The 14,675-nt window shown below is 61.7% G+C and carries 11 protein-coding genes; 4 read left to right on the top strand and 7 right to left on the bottom strand.

Annotated elements, in window-relative coordinates:
- Nucleotides 1–92: 92 nt before the first annotated feature.
- Entirely contained in the window at nucleotides 93–413 is a 321-nt protein-coding gene (locus tag QZ409_RS18605) for a 2Fe-2S iron-sulfur cluster-binding protein (protein WP_296714306.1), read from the top strand.
- On the opposite strand, the gene QZ409_RS18600 is transcribed toward QZ409_RS18605, so the two are convergent.
- From QZ409_RS18600 to QZ409_RS18590, 3 genes are all read right to left on the bottom strand, one after another.
- Nucleotides 404–1,465: a TIGR01620 family protein gene (locus QZ409_RS18600; RefSeq protein WP_296714304.1), complete on the bottom strand. Its 1,062-nt coding sequence runs from the start codon at nucleotides 1,463–1,465 to the stop codon at nucleotides 404–406. The two genes, QZ409_RS18605 and QZ409_RS18600, sit on opposite strands and share 10 nt — an antisense overlap.
- The gene (locus QZ409_RS18595) at nucleotides 1,462–2,964 is read right to left on the bottom strand and encodes a YcjX family protein (RefSeq protein ID WP_296714303.1); all 1,503 of its coding nucleotides are present in this window, start codon (nucleotides 2,962–2,964) and stop codon (nucleotides 1,462–1,464) included. Before QZ409_RS18595 ends, QZ409_RS18600 begins: the two co-directional genes overlap by 4 nt.
- Before the next feature lie 261 nt (nucleotides 2,965–3,225).
- Nucleotides 3,226–3,723: a histidine phosphatase family protein gene (locus tag QZ409_RS18590; protein ID WP_296714301.1), complete on the bottom strand. Its 498-nt coding sequence runs from the start codon at nucleotides 3,721–3,723 to the stop codon at nucleotides 3,226–3,228.
- A gap of 207 nt (nucleotides 3,724–3,930) precedes the next feature.
- Here QZ409_RS18590 and QZ409_RS18585 point away from each other — a divergent pair, with 207 nt between their 5' ends.
- Entirely contained in the window at nucleotides 3,931–5,445 is a 1,515-nt protein-coding gene (locus QZ409_RS18585) for a tetratricopeptide repeat protein (RefSeq protein WP_296714300.1), read from the top strand.
- Nucleotides 5,446–5,491: 46 nt separating this feature from the next.
- Here the strand turns inward: QZ409_RS18585 and QZ409_RS18580 are convergent, their stop codons facing one another.
- Together QZ409_RS18580 and QZ409_RS18575 are read right to left on the bottom strand one after the other, a co-directional pair.
- Nucleotides 5,492–6,667 (bottom strand): VWA domain-containing protein, encoded by a 1,176-nt coding sequence (locus QZ409_RS18580; RefSeq protein ID WP_296714299.1) that lies wholly within the window; start codon nucleotides 6,665–6,667, stop codon nucleotides 5,492–5,494.
- 231 nt (nucleotides 6,668–6,898) lie between these two features.
- Nucleotides 6,899–7,846, bottom strand: a complete 948-nt coding sequence (locus QZ409_RS18575) for a transporter (RefSeq protein ID WP_296714297.1) — start codon at nucleotides 7,844–7,846, stop codon at nucleotides 6,899–6,901.
- A 462-nt stretch (nucleotides 7,847–8,308) separates the two neighbouring features.
- Between QZ409_RS18575 and QZ409_RS18570 the strand changes: the two genes are divergently transcribed.
- Nucleotides 8,309–9,154 (top strand): MoxR family ATPase, encoded by an 846-nt coding sequence (locus QZ409_RS18570; RefSeq protein WP_296714295.1) that lies wholly within the window; start codon nucleotides 8,309–8,311, stop codon nucleotides 9,152–9,154.
- A gap of 30 nt (nucleotides 9,155–9,184) precedes the next feature.
- On the opposite strand, the gene alaS is transcribed toward QZ409_RS18570, so the two are convergent.
- Together alaS and recA are read right to left on the bottom strand one after the other, a co-directional pair.
- Nucleotides 9,185–11,842 carry an alanine--tRNA ligase gene (gene alaS, locus QZ409_RS18565; RefSeq protein WP_296714294.1) on the bottom strand — a complete coding sequence of 886 codons (2,658 nt, stop codon included), beginning with the start codon at nucleotides 11,840–11,842 and terminating at the stop codon, nucleotides 9,185–9,187.
- A 235-nt stretch (nucleotides 11,843–12,077) separates the two neighbouring features.
- The gene (gene recA, locus QZ409_RS18560) at nucleotides 12,078–13,154 is read right to left on the bottom strand and encodes a recombinase RecA (protein ID WP_296714291.1); all 1,077 of its coding nucleotides are present in this window, start codon (nucleotides 13,152–13,154) and stop codon (nucleotides 12,078–12,080) included.
- A gap of 438 nt (nucleotides 13,155–13,592) precedes the next feature.
- Here recA and QZ409_RS18555 point away from each other — a divergent pair, with 438 nt between their 5' ends.
- A complete protein-coding gene (locus QZ409_RS18555) occupies nucleotides 13,593–14,570 on the top strand; it encodes a DEAD/DEAH box helicase family protein (protein WP_296714289.1) in 978 nt (325 codons plus the stop codon).
- Nucleotides 14,571–14,675: the final 105 nt, after the last annotated feature.

The following is a 14,675-nucleotide window of genomic DNA, read 5'->3' as shown; positions in this document are numbered from 1 at the left end:
ATTTTGTCGTCCTCAAAGGTGGCAAAGCAGGGCGATCCTCATTAGAAGGGCGCAGCACGCGGCGCGCGAGCGCCAGATTCGGGAATTGTTCTATGGTCAAGGTCGTCTATGTCAGCTCCACCGGCGAGAGGCGCGAGGCTGAGGCGGAACCGGGCATGACGGTGATGGAAACAGCCGTCAAGATCGGCATCGATGAAATCCTCGGCGAATGTGGCGGAGCCTGCGCCTGCGCCACCTGCCATGTCTATGTCGCGCCGGAATGGTTCGACAAATTGCCGGCGGCCAGCCCGATGGAAACCGACATGCTGGACTTTGCGGTGGACCCGCTCCCCAACTCCCGCCTGTCCTGCCAGATCACGATCACAGAGGCGCTGGACGGCCTCGTCGTCCAGACGCCCGACCGTCAGGGCTGACGTTCGGAAACGGCGGACCCGCTTTTTCCGGCGTCGCTGAACAGGAAGGGCGCGACGTCGCGCAGGCCGGGCTGTTTTTCCGACAGGAAGGGCATGGGGCGGCAGACCGACATGGCCGAGAGGCCGATGCGGGCCGTCAACGTGCCATTCAGCACGCCTTCGCCGAGACGCGCCGAGATTTTCGCCGCCAATCCGTGGCCGATGATCTGCTGCGCGAGCCCGTCGCCCAAAGCCATGCCGCCTGTGATGGCGAGATGCGAGCCCACGGCGCGCGCCAGCCGCCACGCTCCCAGCATTCCAGGGCGTCCGCCGTAGATTTCGGAGATGCGCCGGATCAGGCGCAGCGCCATGGCGGCGACGAAAATCATGTCGATCGCGGCGCGCGGACTGATCGCGGCGACCAGCGAGACGCGTTTGGCGGTCGAGGCGATCTCGCGCTGTGCGGCCGAATCGAGCGCCGGCATCAGTCGCCGTTCGGCGATGTCGATCAGGTCGCGGGCGTCCACGATGTCCTTGCGCAGCTCTCCGAGATGCAGGCGGGCGCCTGACGTTTCCGGCCGGCTCTCATAAAGCGCCGCGAGTTCGCCAATCTTTTCCCTCGCCAATTCGCGGTCGTCTGTTTCATGGGCCAGCGCCAGCGCCTTGTGAAGCAGCGCGATCTTGCGCTGGCGGAAGATGGCGAGCATTTCGCGGCTGATCAGCGCGAGAATGGCCAGAATGGCGAGACCGGCAAGGCCGAGGCCAAGCGCGCCAAGCGTTGCCGACCGCGCGAACAGGGATTCGACCAGCTGGTCCAGCCATAGCCCGAAGGAAAAGGCCGCAAGCCCGCCGAGCGAGGATAGCAGCAGCCCGCCCCAGCTAAAGGCCGCGCGGCGCAGGAAGCCGCGCGCCTGCGCCTCTTCCGCCGCCCGTTCGGCGGCGTCGCCGACCAGCAGCGCCGCTTCCGCCTCAAACGCATCGGGCCTTTCCTCCAGCAGGAAATCGCGCTTCTGGCCGGGGGCAAGCTCGTCGAGGCGGAAGGCGCGGGGACGCGATTTGGGCTCGTCACTCATGACAGCCGGTCTCCAAACAGGAACTGGCAGGCGCGATCCAGCCTGATATGGGGCGCCGGCAGGGGTTCGCCATCCGGCCCGAAGGAGGGAACGGGCGGGCGGAAACGCAGGAAGCGGTAATCGGCGTCGCCCTCTGCCAGCGCCAGGGCGTCGCCGCGAAAGGCCTCGCGCGGATCGACCGGCAGCTGGCCGGGAAAGATCGCCGCCTCGGCGACGCCGTCGAAGGTCTGGCCGTCGAGGGTTTCCCCGGCGAGCGGCACGCCGACGATGGCGTCGATGGTCTCGCGCCCCCGCCGCACGGCGGCCTCCCGGGTCGCCCGGACGGCGGCGAGCGCGATGACGTCCACCTTTGCGCCGGAAAATTCCGAGCGGGAAATGGCGCGCGCCGTCAATTGCCGCAAGATGGCCTCCAGCCGGTCGTGGCTGAGGTGGTGCAGATGATCGGCCTTGGTCGCAGCGACCAGAATTTTGTCGATCTTGGGCCGGAACAGCCGCGTCAGCGAATTGCCGCGCCCGACGCGGAAGGCGGCGAGCACGTCATTGAGCGCATGTTGCAGGTCGCGCAGGGCGGCTGGCCCGGAATTGAGCGCGGCGAGGGCGTCCACCAGCACGATCTGGCGGTCCAGCCGCGAGAAATGATCGCGGAAGAACGGCTTCACGACATGGCTCTTATAGGCCTCGTAACGCCGCTGCATCATCGCCGCCAGCGTGCCCGAGGCGATTTCGGCTCCTTCAACCAGCGGCAGCGGCGCGAAGGTCAGCGCCGGGGAGCCTTCGAGGTCGCCCGGCATCAGGAAGCGCCCCGGCGGGAGCGTGGACAAGGCATAGGCGTCGGAGCGCGCGGCGCGAAGATAGTCGGTGAATAATTCGGACGCGCGCCGGGCGGAAAATTCGTCCTCCGGTCCGGCCGGGTCGAGGCTGGCGGAAAAGCCGCGCCATTCGGCGGCGAGCGGCGCGCGCGCGGCGGCCGCGCTGGTCTCGAATGTCTCGCGCGACCAATCGCGATAGGATTTTTCCAGCAGCGGCAGGTCGAGCAGCCATTCACCCGGATAATCGACAATGTCGATGGTGAATTGCGACGGGCCGGTCCGAAAGCCCTCGCGGCGTTCGAAATCCAGCGTCAGCCGCAGTTCCGAGATCTGCCGGGTCGATTGAGGCCATTGCCGGTCGGCGCCGGAAGGCTCCGAGCCGGTCAGGGCCGCGACATGATCCTCGAAAGCGAAGCGCGCGATATGATCGTCGGGCTGGGGCTCCAGCCGCCCGGAAAACAACCGCCCCTCGGCGGCGAGGCGGAACACGGGCAGCGGGTTCTTGCGGCCCTCGGCGGCGGCGTGGGCGAGAGTGGTGAGTTGTTGAGCGAGGGCGGTGATGAACACGGTTTTGCCGGCCCGCGACAGCCCGGTGACTCCCAGCCGCATCCCGCGCCCGCGGGAAAAGACATCCGCGAGACTGGCGGCGGTGTTGCGCGCTTCGCTGAAAAGATCGGTCAGGGCGGACAAGGCAAGCTCCGGCGCGGATTCGAGCTGAACCCTTGCCGATTATTTAATCACGAAAGGGCGGGGCGGTAGCCGGGGCGCGTCGATTTCTTGGCGCAGCGATGCGTCAGGTCCGAAAATAACGTCAGAACAATGGATTGCATGGTTTGGCTCAAGTCGCGCGCGATAGCGCTCGCGCGAACGTTGAAAAAAACATGGTAACTAAATATTTTAAAATAATAATTCATAAAAAGTTTACGGTGAAGTGGAGGCTTTTCGACGCCGTCAGGTCAGGAAATGGGTCAGGCTTCCGTCGCCCCAGCGTAGTTTCCGCCATTCCGCATCTTCGATGTCGAAAATGGCGATGCCGCTGGGCGGGAAGCCCTTGGCGAGACGCTTGAGAGCCTCGCGTTCGCCGCTTCCGGCAAAATGCGCGGCAAATTCCGCGATGGAGGGATTATGCCCGACAAGGATTAAGCATTTGACCGAGTCCGGTTGCGCGCGCGCCAGATCCATCAGGTCGCGGCGCTCGGCTTCATAGAGGCGCTTTTCGAGGCGGTTCTCCGTCGCGTCCTCCAAATGCGTTCCGGCGATTTCCCAGGTTTCCTGCGTGCGCTGGGAATCAGACAGCAGGACGAGGTCGACCGGCAGATTTAGCTCCGCCAGACGCGCGCCTGCATGGGCGGCGTCCTTGCGGCCAGCATCGGTCAGCGGCCTTTCATGGTCGCGAAATCTGGAGGAATGGACGGCTTCGGAATGGCGGAAGAGGATGAGGCGGCGCATAAGGCCAAGTTAGCACGGCTATTTGACAGACTGGAAATACCGGCTGCGCGGCCGCCTGTTATGGGCCAAAAGGGGATCGTCCCAAGGGAGGGGAGCGCTCACGCTTCCGCAACGCATTTTCGGCTTTTTCGCCGTTGGGCTATAAGCTAACGCTTCTGCGCGGGGCGCCTCGAATCGGCGTCGCGCCGGGCTTTGCGGGAGGGAAAAATGAAATTTGCGGATTTGCTTCTGGCCGCGGCAGGCGCTCTGGCCCTTGCCGGGCCGGCATTCGCGCAGCAAAGCGAGGCTCCGGAGAGCGGCGGCCCTAATTTTCAGTCGGATCCCCTCCATCAATTCGTAACGCCGCGCGTGCTGCCGTCGCTCAAGGCGGCGCCGAAATCGCCGGAAGCAGACGCCTGCGCCAATTCCGACGGCAGAGTCGACGCCAAGGCGCGGGTCGAGGCCTGCGGCAAGCTGATCGATTCGGGCAAATGGAAGGGACAGGAAATCGCCTGGGCCTATTCCAACCGCTGTTTCGCGCTGAAAAAACTCGGCGAGCAGGACAAGGCGCTCGCGGATTGCGACAAGGCGATTCAACTCGACGCCAAGAACGCCGTCGCGTTTCAGGCCCGTGGCATGATCCATCAGGACAAGGGAGACGGTGACCGGGCGCTGGCCGATTACGACAAGGCGGTCGAACTCGGCGGGAACAATGCGGCGCTCTTTTCCGATCGCGGCAATGTCTTGCTGGCCAGGGGCGAGGCGGACAAGGCTCTCGCGGATTACGACAAGGCGATCAAACTGAGCGGCAATGGCGCCTCGGTCTTTATCGCACGTGGCGGCGCCTATCTCGCCAAGGGCCAATTTGACGCAGCGCTTGCCGATTATGCGCGCGCGATCGAACTCTCGCCAAATAACGCCTTCGCCCATTTCAATCGCGGCGTCGCTTTTTACGTTAAGGGCGACAAGGCCAGGGCGGTCGAGGAATTCAGGCAGGCCCTGAAGATCGATCCGAAGAACGCCTATCCGGGTCTCTGGCTGTTTCTGGCCAAGGGCGGAGCGGAAGGCAAAGCGGAATTGCAGCGCTATTCGGCGAAATTCACGCAGGGCGCCTGGCCCTGGCCCGTTGCGCAATATGATCTTGGCGCTCTCGACCTCCAGAGCACGCTCGCGGCGGCGAAAACGCCCGGCGATCAATGCGAGGCGCAGTTTTATATCGGCGCCGAGCGTCTCGCCAAAAACGTCAAGGACGAAGGCCTGGCCTTCGTGCGCAAAGCCGTCGAAATCTGCCCGAAGAATTTCATCGAATATATCCAGGCCGCCGCCGTGTTGAAGGCGTCGGGCGTCGAAATGCCGAAGCCCGCAGCGCCGCCGCCGAAGGCCGAGCCCGCCTCCGCGCCCGAGTCTGCGCCGGCGTCCCCGCCCTCTCCCGTGATCAGGCTAGATGGCGGCGAGCCCGCTGGCGCGACGCCGAAAGTCGAGCCTGCGCCCGCTGCCGAGCCGGCTCCAGCGAAAGTCGATGCGCCTGCGATCCAGCCTGCGGCGCCTTCGGTCCCGCCTGCTGTCGAGCCGGCGGCGTCTCCGAGTCAGCCTGCAGCGCCTGCAGTCCAGCCTGCGGCACCCCAGGCCCCTGAGCCCGCGAAGCCCGAATCCGCCACGCCGGACGACGCGTCGCAGCCCAAGCCGGAGACGGGGACGGATTCCGCGCCGAAACCGGCGTCAGCAAACGACGGCAAGCAGTGACCGGAACGCGCTGATATCCTATGCGGCGCGGGATTACCGCGCCGTTCTACCGCGTCAATTCCTTCATCGCGCCCTCGATTCCTTCGAGGGTGAGGGGGAACATGCGGTTTTCCATGATGCGCTCGATCATCCCGATCGATTGGGTATAGCGCCAATGCTCGTGGGGCGTGGGGTTGAGCCAGACCGTATGAGGCCAGCATTGCAGCGCGCGTTCGAGCCAGACCTTGCCGGCTTCCGCGTTATAATGCTCGACCGATCCGCCTTCCGTCATGATCTCATAGGGGCTCATCGCGGCGTCGCCCACCAGGATCAGCTTGTAATCATGCGGAAAAGTGTGGAGCAGGTCCCAGGTCGCCATTCTTTCCGAATGGCGGCGCTGGTTGTTCTTCCAGACTCCTTCGTAAAGGCAGTTGTGGAAGTAGAAATGTTCGAGATGCTTGAATTCGCTGCGGGCGGCGGCGAAAAGGCCTTCGACCTGCTGGATATGCCAATCCATTGAGCCGCCGATATCGAGCAGCAGCAGCACCTTGACCGCATTGCGTCGCTCGGGCCGCAATTTCACGTCGAGAAAGCCTTGCCGCGCCGTCGCGCCGATCGTGCCTTCGAGGTCCAGTTCCTCGGCGGCGCCGGTGCGGGCCAGTTTCCTCAGTCGGCGCAGGGCGATCTTGATATTGCGTGGCCCCAGTTCCTCATCGCCGTCGAGATCCTTGAATTCGCGCTTGTCCCAGACCTTGACTGCGCGAAAATTGCGATTGCCGTCCTGGCCGATGCGCACGCCTTCGGGATTATAGCCATAGGCGCCGAAGGGCGAGGTTCCGGCCGTGCCGATCCATTTGCCGCCGCCCTGATGACGCTCTTTCTGTTCTTCGAGACGCTTTTTCAGCGTCTCCATCAGCTTGTCCCAGCCGAGCGCCTCGATCTGCTTCTTCTCCTCGTCGGTGAGGAATTTCTCCGCTAGCTTCTTCAGCCATTCTTCCGGAATTGCAGCCTTTTCGGCAAGATCGACGCCGGACTCAAGACCCTTGAAGGTCTGGCCGAACACCCGGTCGAACTTGTCCAGATTGCGCTCGTCCTTCACGAGGCAGGCGCGCGCGAGGAAATAAAATTCCTCGACCGATTTGTCGGCCAGATCGACGGAGAGCGCCTCGCACAAGGTCAGATATTCGCGCAGCGACACGGGGATCTGCGCTTCACGCAGGGCGGCGAAAAAATTGATCAGCATGAGCCCCGGGCCTTCCGGAAATCCAGAATTTTTCATAGGCCCGTTCGCCGCGTTTGCGGGCGTCGAACCGGAGCCTGCGAATGGAAGCTACAGGATGAACGGGGCAGGGGAAAGCTGCGCGCCCGGAAAAGGAATTATGCGCGCGGGCGCTGCATAAAAAAAGCCGACGATGGCGAACCATCGTCGGCGATTGTCGTTCCGTTCCGAAGATCGGCCAGACTGATCAGGAGATCAGTACTTGGCGACGACGGCCTTCGGGGCTTCCGGGTTCCACAGCGGGACGATGACGTGAGCCAGGAACTGGGTCTGCTTGTTGTTGTAGTTCTGGGTGTAAACGTCGGTCGAGACGATGAACTGGGTGATCACCGGGCCGAAGTTGTAGCCGATCAGGCCGCCGAGAGCGAACTGGGACTGGTTGGCATAGGCCTGGTGGTAGATGCCGGAGTTATTGAAGCCAGCGCCATAGCCGCCGAAGTCGAACGAGCCGTAGCCCACCATACCGACTTCCCACTTGCCGAAGGTGTGGGTCAGGCCGAGGTCATAGTTGAAATAGTTGTTGTTCTGGCAGCTCGCGACAATGCCGAAAGCGGAGCAAGAACCCTGGTCGGTCAGGAAGCCGAGCATCAGGTTGGCGGTCGCATTCCAGCCGCCGCCATGATAGGCCAAGGCCAACTGCTCGTGGAAGGTGGTGTGATTGAAGGCGTTGTCGAAGGTGCCGGCGTTGGAAATGCCGATATAGGCGCCCGACAACAGCGAAGCGCTAAACCCGTTGCCGAAGTTCCAGGCGATCTGGCCGGCGATGAAGGGGTTGTAGATGGTCTGGGCGTAGAAGGTGCTGCGGCCGCCGATGGCGAGCGGATCGCGAAAGTTTTCGCCGGCGAGGATTTCCGGAGCGGCGACGAGCAGCTGGATGTGGCCGCCGAGGATGTTCCAGGGGGTCGACCAGGCGACGATCGGAACGTTATAGGAGAAGTTCGAATCCGAACCCGCCACCGCGTCGCGCCAGTTGCCAACGCCGGTGATGTTGACGAAATAGATGCCTTCCGGCAGCGGGGTCGCCAGATCGAGACCGGCGCGCTCGCCGGGCGGGTTGGTCGAGCCGGCGAGGGCGGCGGAGCTCAGGCCGCAGAGGCCGAGAGCGCCCATCGCGGCGCCGAGAAGTTTAGCCTTAATGTTCATTTGAATACCCCTCCCGAGGGCTTCAGTTCAAGTGTTAACAAACTCTTTACTTCGGTCCCGTGGCGCCTATTCAGCCTTGGCCGCAATAATTCAACACGGGACATCCGAGGCTTTTACTATAGTCGATGGTGAAAAAAGAAAGAAAGGTCCGCGCCGCCACACCGGCCACGTTTCCGCCTTTTTGGCGCAATCGGATTCCGTGAGTTGTAGAAATGTCACATTTTGGGATGCTTCCGGGCGCTCCCTAACCAACAGAAAACAAACGACTTCCGACTAAGGTAGGATTTTGCGGCGCAATATGGCTTTACACAGCGCTGCGAAGACGTTCCGCCTCCCCTCGCAAAGCCGCCATATTCGATTCGCGAGATCCGTCGTCCGACGCTTGCCCCTTGCCTGTTGCGGCGCCACATTGCGAGAAATACGCCGTTTTGCGCGCTCGCCAAAGAAAGGCCCGGAACAAGCATGCGTTTCACTGGTTCGAAAACCTATGTCGCGACCAAGGATCTCCAGGTCGCGGTGAACGCCGCCGTGACCCTCGAGCGCCCGCTGCTTGTGAAGGGCGAGCCGGGGACGGGAAAGACCGTCCTCGCCGAAGAGGTTGCGAGGGCTTCGTTCGCGCGTTTGCTGCCTTGGCACATCAAATCGACCACCAAAGCGCAGCAAGGTCTTTATGAATATGACGCCGTATCGCGCCTGCGCGATTCACAGCTGGGTGACCCCCGCGTCAGCGAGATCGGTAACTACATCAAGCGCGGCAAGCTCTGGGAGGCATTCGTCGCGGATGAACCTCTGGTGCTGCTGATCGACGAAATCGACAAGGCCGATATCGAATTTCCCAATGATCTGCTGCTGGAGCTCGATCGGATGGAGTTCCACGTTTACGAGACAGGCGAGACTATCCGGGCAAAAAAGCGGCCGCTCGTCATCATCACATCGAACAACGAAAAGGAATTGCCCGACGCTTTCCTGCGCCGCTGTTTTTTCCACTACATCAAGTTTCCGGACAAGCCGACGATGGAGGCGATCATCGCAGCCCATTTCCCGGACTTGAAGAAAAGCCTGATCGAAGAGGCGCTGAGGCTGTTCTTCCAGATGCGCGAGGTTCCCGGCCTCAAGAAAAAGCCCTCGACCTCGGAATTGCTGGACTGGCTGAAGCTGCTGCTCAGCGAGGACATCACGCCGGAACAATTGCGCGAAAGCGACGCGTCGAAATTGATCCCGCCGCTCCATGGCGCCCTGCTCAAGAACGAGCAGGACATCCACATGTTCGAACGGCTGGCGTTCCTTCATCGCCGCGAACATCGCTGAGCCAGGCAGGCTGGCCGGAGCTGGCGCTGTTCAGGACGCGGCGCGCTGTTCCAGCAGATCGGCGATAGCCGCGAGCGCCTGATCCGCAGCGGCGCCGTCGGGGCCGCCCGCCTGCGCCATGTCGGGGCGGCCGCCGCCGCCCTTGCCGCCAAGTTTTTCCGACGCGAGGCGCACGAAGTCGACCGCGTTGAATTTCGCCGTCAGATCCGGCGTCACTGCGACGACGACGCCTGCGCGGCCGTCTTCGGCGACGCCGACGATGGCCACGATGCCGGAGCCGATCGACTGCTTCGCTTCGTCCGCGAGCGATTTCAGATCTTTCATCTCGACGCCGGAAATGGCGCGGGCGAAGAGCTTGACGCCGGCGACCTGACGCACCGGCTCTTCAGCGTTTCCTCCGCCCCCGCCCATGGCGAGCTTTTTGCGCGCCTCGGTCAGTTCCCGCTCGAGTTTCTTGCGTTCTTCAAGCAGCGCGGCGAGGCGGTCGGCCGCGTCTTCGACCGGTGCGCGCAACAAACCGGACAAGTCGCGAAGGACCCGCGCTTCGGTGTTCAGGTGACGGCGCGCGGAGGCCGCAGTCTTGGCCTCGATGCGCTGGACGCCAGCGGCGACCGCGCTGCGGCCGACGATCGACACCAGGCCGATATCGCCCGTGCGGGAGACATGGACACCGCCACAAAGCTCGACCGAGAAGGCGCGGCGCGCGCCGCCGCCCATGGCGACGACCCGGACCTCGTCGCCATATTTTTCGCCAAAAAGGGCTTTCGCGCCGGATTCGATCGCTTGATCGACCTCCATCAGGCGCGTCGAGACGGCGGCATTCTCCAAAATAACGCGATTGGCGATATCCTCGACTTCCGCCAGCTCCTGATCGGTCACAGGCTTCGGATGGGCGAAATCGAAGCGCAGGCGGTCGGCTGCGACGAGGGAGCCCTTTTGCGCGACATGGTCGCCAAGCACTTCGCGCAGCGCCTCATGCAAGAGATGGGTTGCGGAATGATTGGCGCGAATCGCGCTCCGGCGCTCATGATCGACATCAAGCTGGAGCGCCATGTCGCGCTTGACCTCGCCACGCTCCACGACGACTTCGTGAATGAAAAGATCGCCGACCTTCTTGATGGTGTTTTCGACCCGAAGCCGGGTCTCGCCGGCGTGAAGGACGCCTGTATCGCCGACCTGGCCGCCGGACTCCGCGTAGAACGGCGTCTGGTTGAGGATGACGAGGCCTTTTTCGCCGGTCTTAAGCACTTCCTGTTCGACGCCGTCGCGCACCAGGGCGACGACGACGCCCTCGGCGGATTCGGTCTCATAGCCGAGGAAGTCGGTGGCTCCGACCTTGTCCTTGATCCCGAACCAGACGGTTTCAGTCGCAGCGTCGCCGGAGCCTGTCCAGGCCTTGCGCGCTTCGGCGCGCTGGCGCTCCATGGCGGCGTCGAAAGCGGTCTTGTCCACGCCGATCTTGCGGGCGCGCAGGGCCTCCTGCGTCAGATCGAGCGGGAAGCCATAGGTGTCATAAAGCTTGAAGGCGACATCGCCGGACAGGCTCTGGCCCTCGATGAGGTCGCGCGTTTCCTCGTCGAGTATCGCGAGGCCGCGCGCCAGCGTGGTGCGAAAACGAGTTTCCTCAAGCTTGAGGGTCTCCTCGATAAGCGCTTGGGCGCGGGTCAATTCCGGATAGGCGGCGCCCATTTCCCGCACCAGGGCGGGAACGAGACGCCACATCAGCGGGTCGCGCGCGCCGAGCATCTGGGCGTGGCGCATGGCGCGGCGCATGATGCGGCGCAGGACATAGCCTCGGCCTTCGTTGGCGGGCAGCACGCCGTCCGCGACCAGGAAAGCCGACGCGCGCAAATGATCGGCGATGATGCGGTGACTGGCCTGCATCGGACCGTCCGGTTCGACGCCGGTGGCGTCCGCAACGGCGCGGATGAGGGCGCGGAACAGGTCGATCTCGAAATTGGAATGGACGCCCTGCATCAGGGCGGCGATGCGCTCAAGGCCCATGCCGGTGTCGATCGACGGCCGTGGCAACGGAATCCGCTGGCCCGGCGCGACCTGCTCGAATTGCATGAAAACGAGGTTCCAGAACTCCAGGAAGCGGTCGCCGTCCTCATCCGGGCTGCCGGGCGGGCCTCCGCGAAGAGATTCGCCCTGATCGTAGAAGATCTCGGAGCAAGGGCCGCAGGGGCCGGTTTCGCCCATCGACCAGAAGTTGTCGCTCGATGCGATGCGGATGATGCGGTCGTCGGAGAAGCCGGCAATTTTTTTCCAGAGGCCGAAAGCTTCGTCGTCGTCGTGATAGACAGTCACGAGCAACCGATCCTTCGGAAGGCCGAATTCCTTGATGATCAGGTTCCAGGCCAGGACGATCGCCTGCTCCTTGAAATAATCGCCGAAGGAAAAATTTCCGAGCATTTCGAAAAAAGTGTGGTGTCGCGCGGTATAGCCGACGTTGTCGAGATCATTGTGCTTGCCGCCGGCGCGGACGCATTTCTGTGCGGAGGCGGCGCGGGTGTAATCCCGCTTTTCGGCGCCCGTGAAGAGATTTTTGAACGGTACCATTCCGGCATTGGTAAACATCAATGTCGGATCGTTGCGCGGGACCAAGGAAGAAGATTCGACGGCGGTATGACCGTTCTTGGCGAAATAATCGAGAAAAGTGGACCGGATTTCGTTGACGCCGCTCATGGATGCTCTCGACTCTCCGCTTGGCCTCGCTCGCGCCCCCGAAATCACGCGCAGTCCTGCTGTGGGGCGGGCGGCCTTATCTATAGATAGGTCAAGGGCCTGTCGAGTGTAGTCGGCATATAATCCTTAAACCGGCGAGCGCGCGGACATGAGCGGAGGACGGCGGCGAGGCGGTCCGTCCGCGATATTTTGCCGCTCACCACTTGTTGGGGACGAAGCGGACGTGAGGCCGGCGTCAGGAGTCGCTGTCTTCAGTGGTGGGGTCGATATTTTCGAGAATGCGCTCGGCGATCAGGCCGGCGTTTTCCCGGATGGTCTGTTCGATACGCGCCGCGGTTTCGGGATTGGCTTTCAGGAAGCTCTTGGCGTTTTCGCGGCCCTGGCCGAGGCGCTGGCTGTCGAAGGAGAACCATGCGCCGGATTTCTCGACCACGCCGGCTTTCACGCCGAGATCGACCAATTCGCCGAATTTCGAGACGCCTTCGCCATACATGATGTCGAACTCGACCTGTTTGAAAGGCGGCGCCACCTTGTTCTTGACGACCTTGACGCGGGTTTGGTTGCCGGTGACTTCCTCACGGTCCTTGATCGCGCCGATGCGGCGGATGTCGAGCCGCACCGAGGCGTAGAATTTCAGCGCATTGCCGCCTGTGGTGGTTTCCGGCGAGCCGTACATCACGCCGATTTTCATGCGGATCTGGTTGATGAAGATCACCATGGTCTTCGATTTGGAGATCGAGGCCGTGAGCTTGCGCAGGGCCTGGCTCATCAAGCGAGCCTGCAAGCCAGGCTGGACTTCGCCCATTTCGCCTTCGATTTCGGCGCGCGGCACCAGAGCCGCGACGGAATCAATGACAAGAACATCAACGGAGCCGGAGCGGACCAGCGTGTCCGTGATCTCCAGCGCCTGTTCGCCGGTATCGGGCTGGGAAATCAGCAGATCGTCGAGATGGACGCCAAGCTTGCGGGCATAAACCGGATCGAGCGCATGTTCCGCGTCGACGAAGGCGCAGACGCCGCCGCTTTTCTGCGCCTCGGCGATTGTGTGCAGCGCGAGTGTCGTTTTTCCCGAGGATTCCGGCCCGTAGATTTCGACGATGCGGCCCCTCGGCAAGCCGCCGACTCCGAGGGCGATATCGAGGCCAAGAGAACCGGTGGAAATGGTTTCGATTTCGGTCGCGGGCTGGTTTTTGCCAAGCCGCATGATCGAACCCTTGCCAAAGGCGCGTTCAATCTGGGCCAGGGCGGCGTCGAGAGCCTTGGTCTTGTCCACGGAGGTTCCTTCCACGAGGCGGAGATTCGCTTGCGACATGGGCTCTATCCTTTTGGCACGCCTGGCGGCGAAGATGCAATGAACTTGTATGGCTTAAATGTACGCGATTTGTTCCGTCTCGCAAGTTCTTTTTTTGTTCCGCATGGGGTATAGGGATTGCGGAATTTGAGCACACCTTTGACCAAAATTTTGGTTGGGTAAAATTCCGTGTTGAAAGATTACGTCCGAGCTGCTCGCATTTTCGGGTTCGTGATGGGCATGGCGTTCGCCCTATCAACCAACGCCTGAGCTTCCTTCGAGAGGACCGTCTCCGCAAAATTATCGAACCGATCTCCGCGATTCGGTGCGCCTGACCATCGGTGTCTTTTTACGGTGCAGTTGAAGCCTCGCATATCACGCTGTTACGCTGATGTTAGGTGACTTCCGTGATTCGAAATTGCAGTAAAATTTCTGACGCTATTTTTAGGGTGTGCCCGCGTGGACAAGAAAGACAAGCTTAAGCTAAGCGAGTCCGACATCTGTGACCTTTTTATTACGCCTGCCATAAAGGCAGCGAAATGGGACCCCGTCACGCAAATCCGGCGAGAAGTGACGTTGACGCCTGGGCCGGTCATCGTCCGTGGAAACATGTCCTCTAGGAACAAAAAGAAGAAGAAATTCGCTGATTACGTTCTCTCCTGGAAACCATCGTTGCCTGTGGCGGTAGTCGAGGCCAAGGACAACAATTTTTCAATCGCACACGGTCTGCAGCAAGCCCTCGGGTATGCGGAGATTCTGCAGGTGCCATGCGCTTTCAGCTCAAACGGTGACGGCTTCGCGTCACACAACAAGGCCGCAGCGCCTGGTCAGGACATTGAAACTGAGCACCCCCTCGATCAGTTTCCGTCGCCTGCGGAGCTGTGGGGTCGATACAAAACATTCTATAAGATTGAGGATCAGGAGACCGCACTCGTCGAACAGCCATACCACATTGATTCCGATGGCAAAGAGCCTCGCTATTATCAAGTAGAGGCTATCAATCGAACTGTCGAAGCCATTGCGAAAGGCCGGAAACGGGTCCTGCTCGTGATGGCGACCGGCACGGGCAAAACCTACACGACATTTCAGATTATATGGCGGCTCTGGAAAGCGGGAGAAGCCAAGCGCATCCTCTTCCTGGCTGATCGAAACATCCTTGTGGACCAGACGCTTGTCAATGACTTCAAGCCATTCGGCACGGTCATGACCAAAGTGAAAAACCGTAGGATTGATCCCGCCTATGAGGTTCACCTTGCCCTCTATCAGGCTTTGACGGGGCCGGATGAGTCGGAAAAGATTTTCCGATCGGTTTCGCGAGACTTTTTTGATTTGATCGTCGTTGATGAATGCCATCGTGGAAGTGCTGCCGAGGATTCCGCTTGGCGCGAAATCCTTGAGTACTTCAGCAGCGCGGTGTTGATTTCCGTTTGGAACTGACCCGGGATTTTCACTGAGAAGTGACCCGCCTTTTTATGTTCCTGCGGTCAGGTTTTGGTCAAGGCATTGGCTTTCTCCTTTCGTCCTTTTGCGGTTGCGGCGCTG

The sequence above is a fragment of the Rhodoblastus sp. genome (genome assembly GCF_019449565.1).
Taxonomy (GTDB): domain Bacteria; phylum Pseudomonadota; class Alphaproteobacteria; order Rhizobiales; family Beijerinckiaceae; genus Rhodoblastus.
Note: the sequence above shows the minus strand (reverse complement) of the source record. Positions and strands in the feature narration are given on the sequence as shown.

What these genes read in the sequence shown, in the direction of transcription:
- QZ409_RS18605 (WP_296714306.1), top strand. Translation starts at nt 93, where the DNA reads ATGGTCAAGGTCGTCTATGTCAGCTCCACCGGCGAGAGGCGCGAGGCT.
- QZ409_RS18600 (WP_296714304.1), bottom strand. Translation starts at nt 1,465, where the DNA reads ATGAGTGACGAGCCCAAATCGCGTCCCCGCGCCTTCCGCCTCGACGAG.
- QZ409_RS18590 (WP_296714301.1), bottom strand. Translation starts at nt 3,723, where the DNA reads ATGCGCCGCCTCATCCTCTTCCGCCATTCCGAAGCCGTCCATTCCTCC.
- QZ409_RS18585 (WP_296714300.1), top strand. Translation starts at nt 3,931, where the DNA reads ATGAAATTTGCGGATTTGCTTCTGGCCGCGGCAGGCGCTCTGGCCCTT.
- QZ409_RS18580 (WP_296714299.1), bottom strand. Translation starts at nt 6,667, where the DNA reads ATGCTGATCAATTTTTTCGCCGCCCTGCGTGAAGCGCAGATCCCCGTG.
- QZ409_RS18575 (WP_296714297.1), bottom strand. Translation starts at nt 7,846, where the DNA reads ATGAACATTAAGGCTAAACTTCTCGGCGCCGCGATGGGCGCTCTCGGC.
- QZ409_RS18570 (WP_296714295.1), top strand. Translation starts at nt 8,309, where the DNA reads ATGCGTTTCACTGGTTCGAAAACCTATGTCGCGACCAAGGATCTCCAG.
- alaS (WP_296714294.1), bottom strand. Translation starts at nt 11,842, where the DNA reads ATGAGCGGCGTCAACGAAATCCGGTCCACTTTTCTCGATTATTTCGCC.
- recA (WP_296714291.1), bottom strand. Translation starts at nt 13,154, where the DNA reads ATGTCGCAAGCGAATCTCCGCCTCGTGGAAGGAACCTCCGTGGACAAG.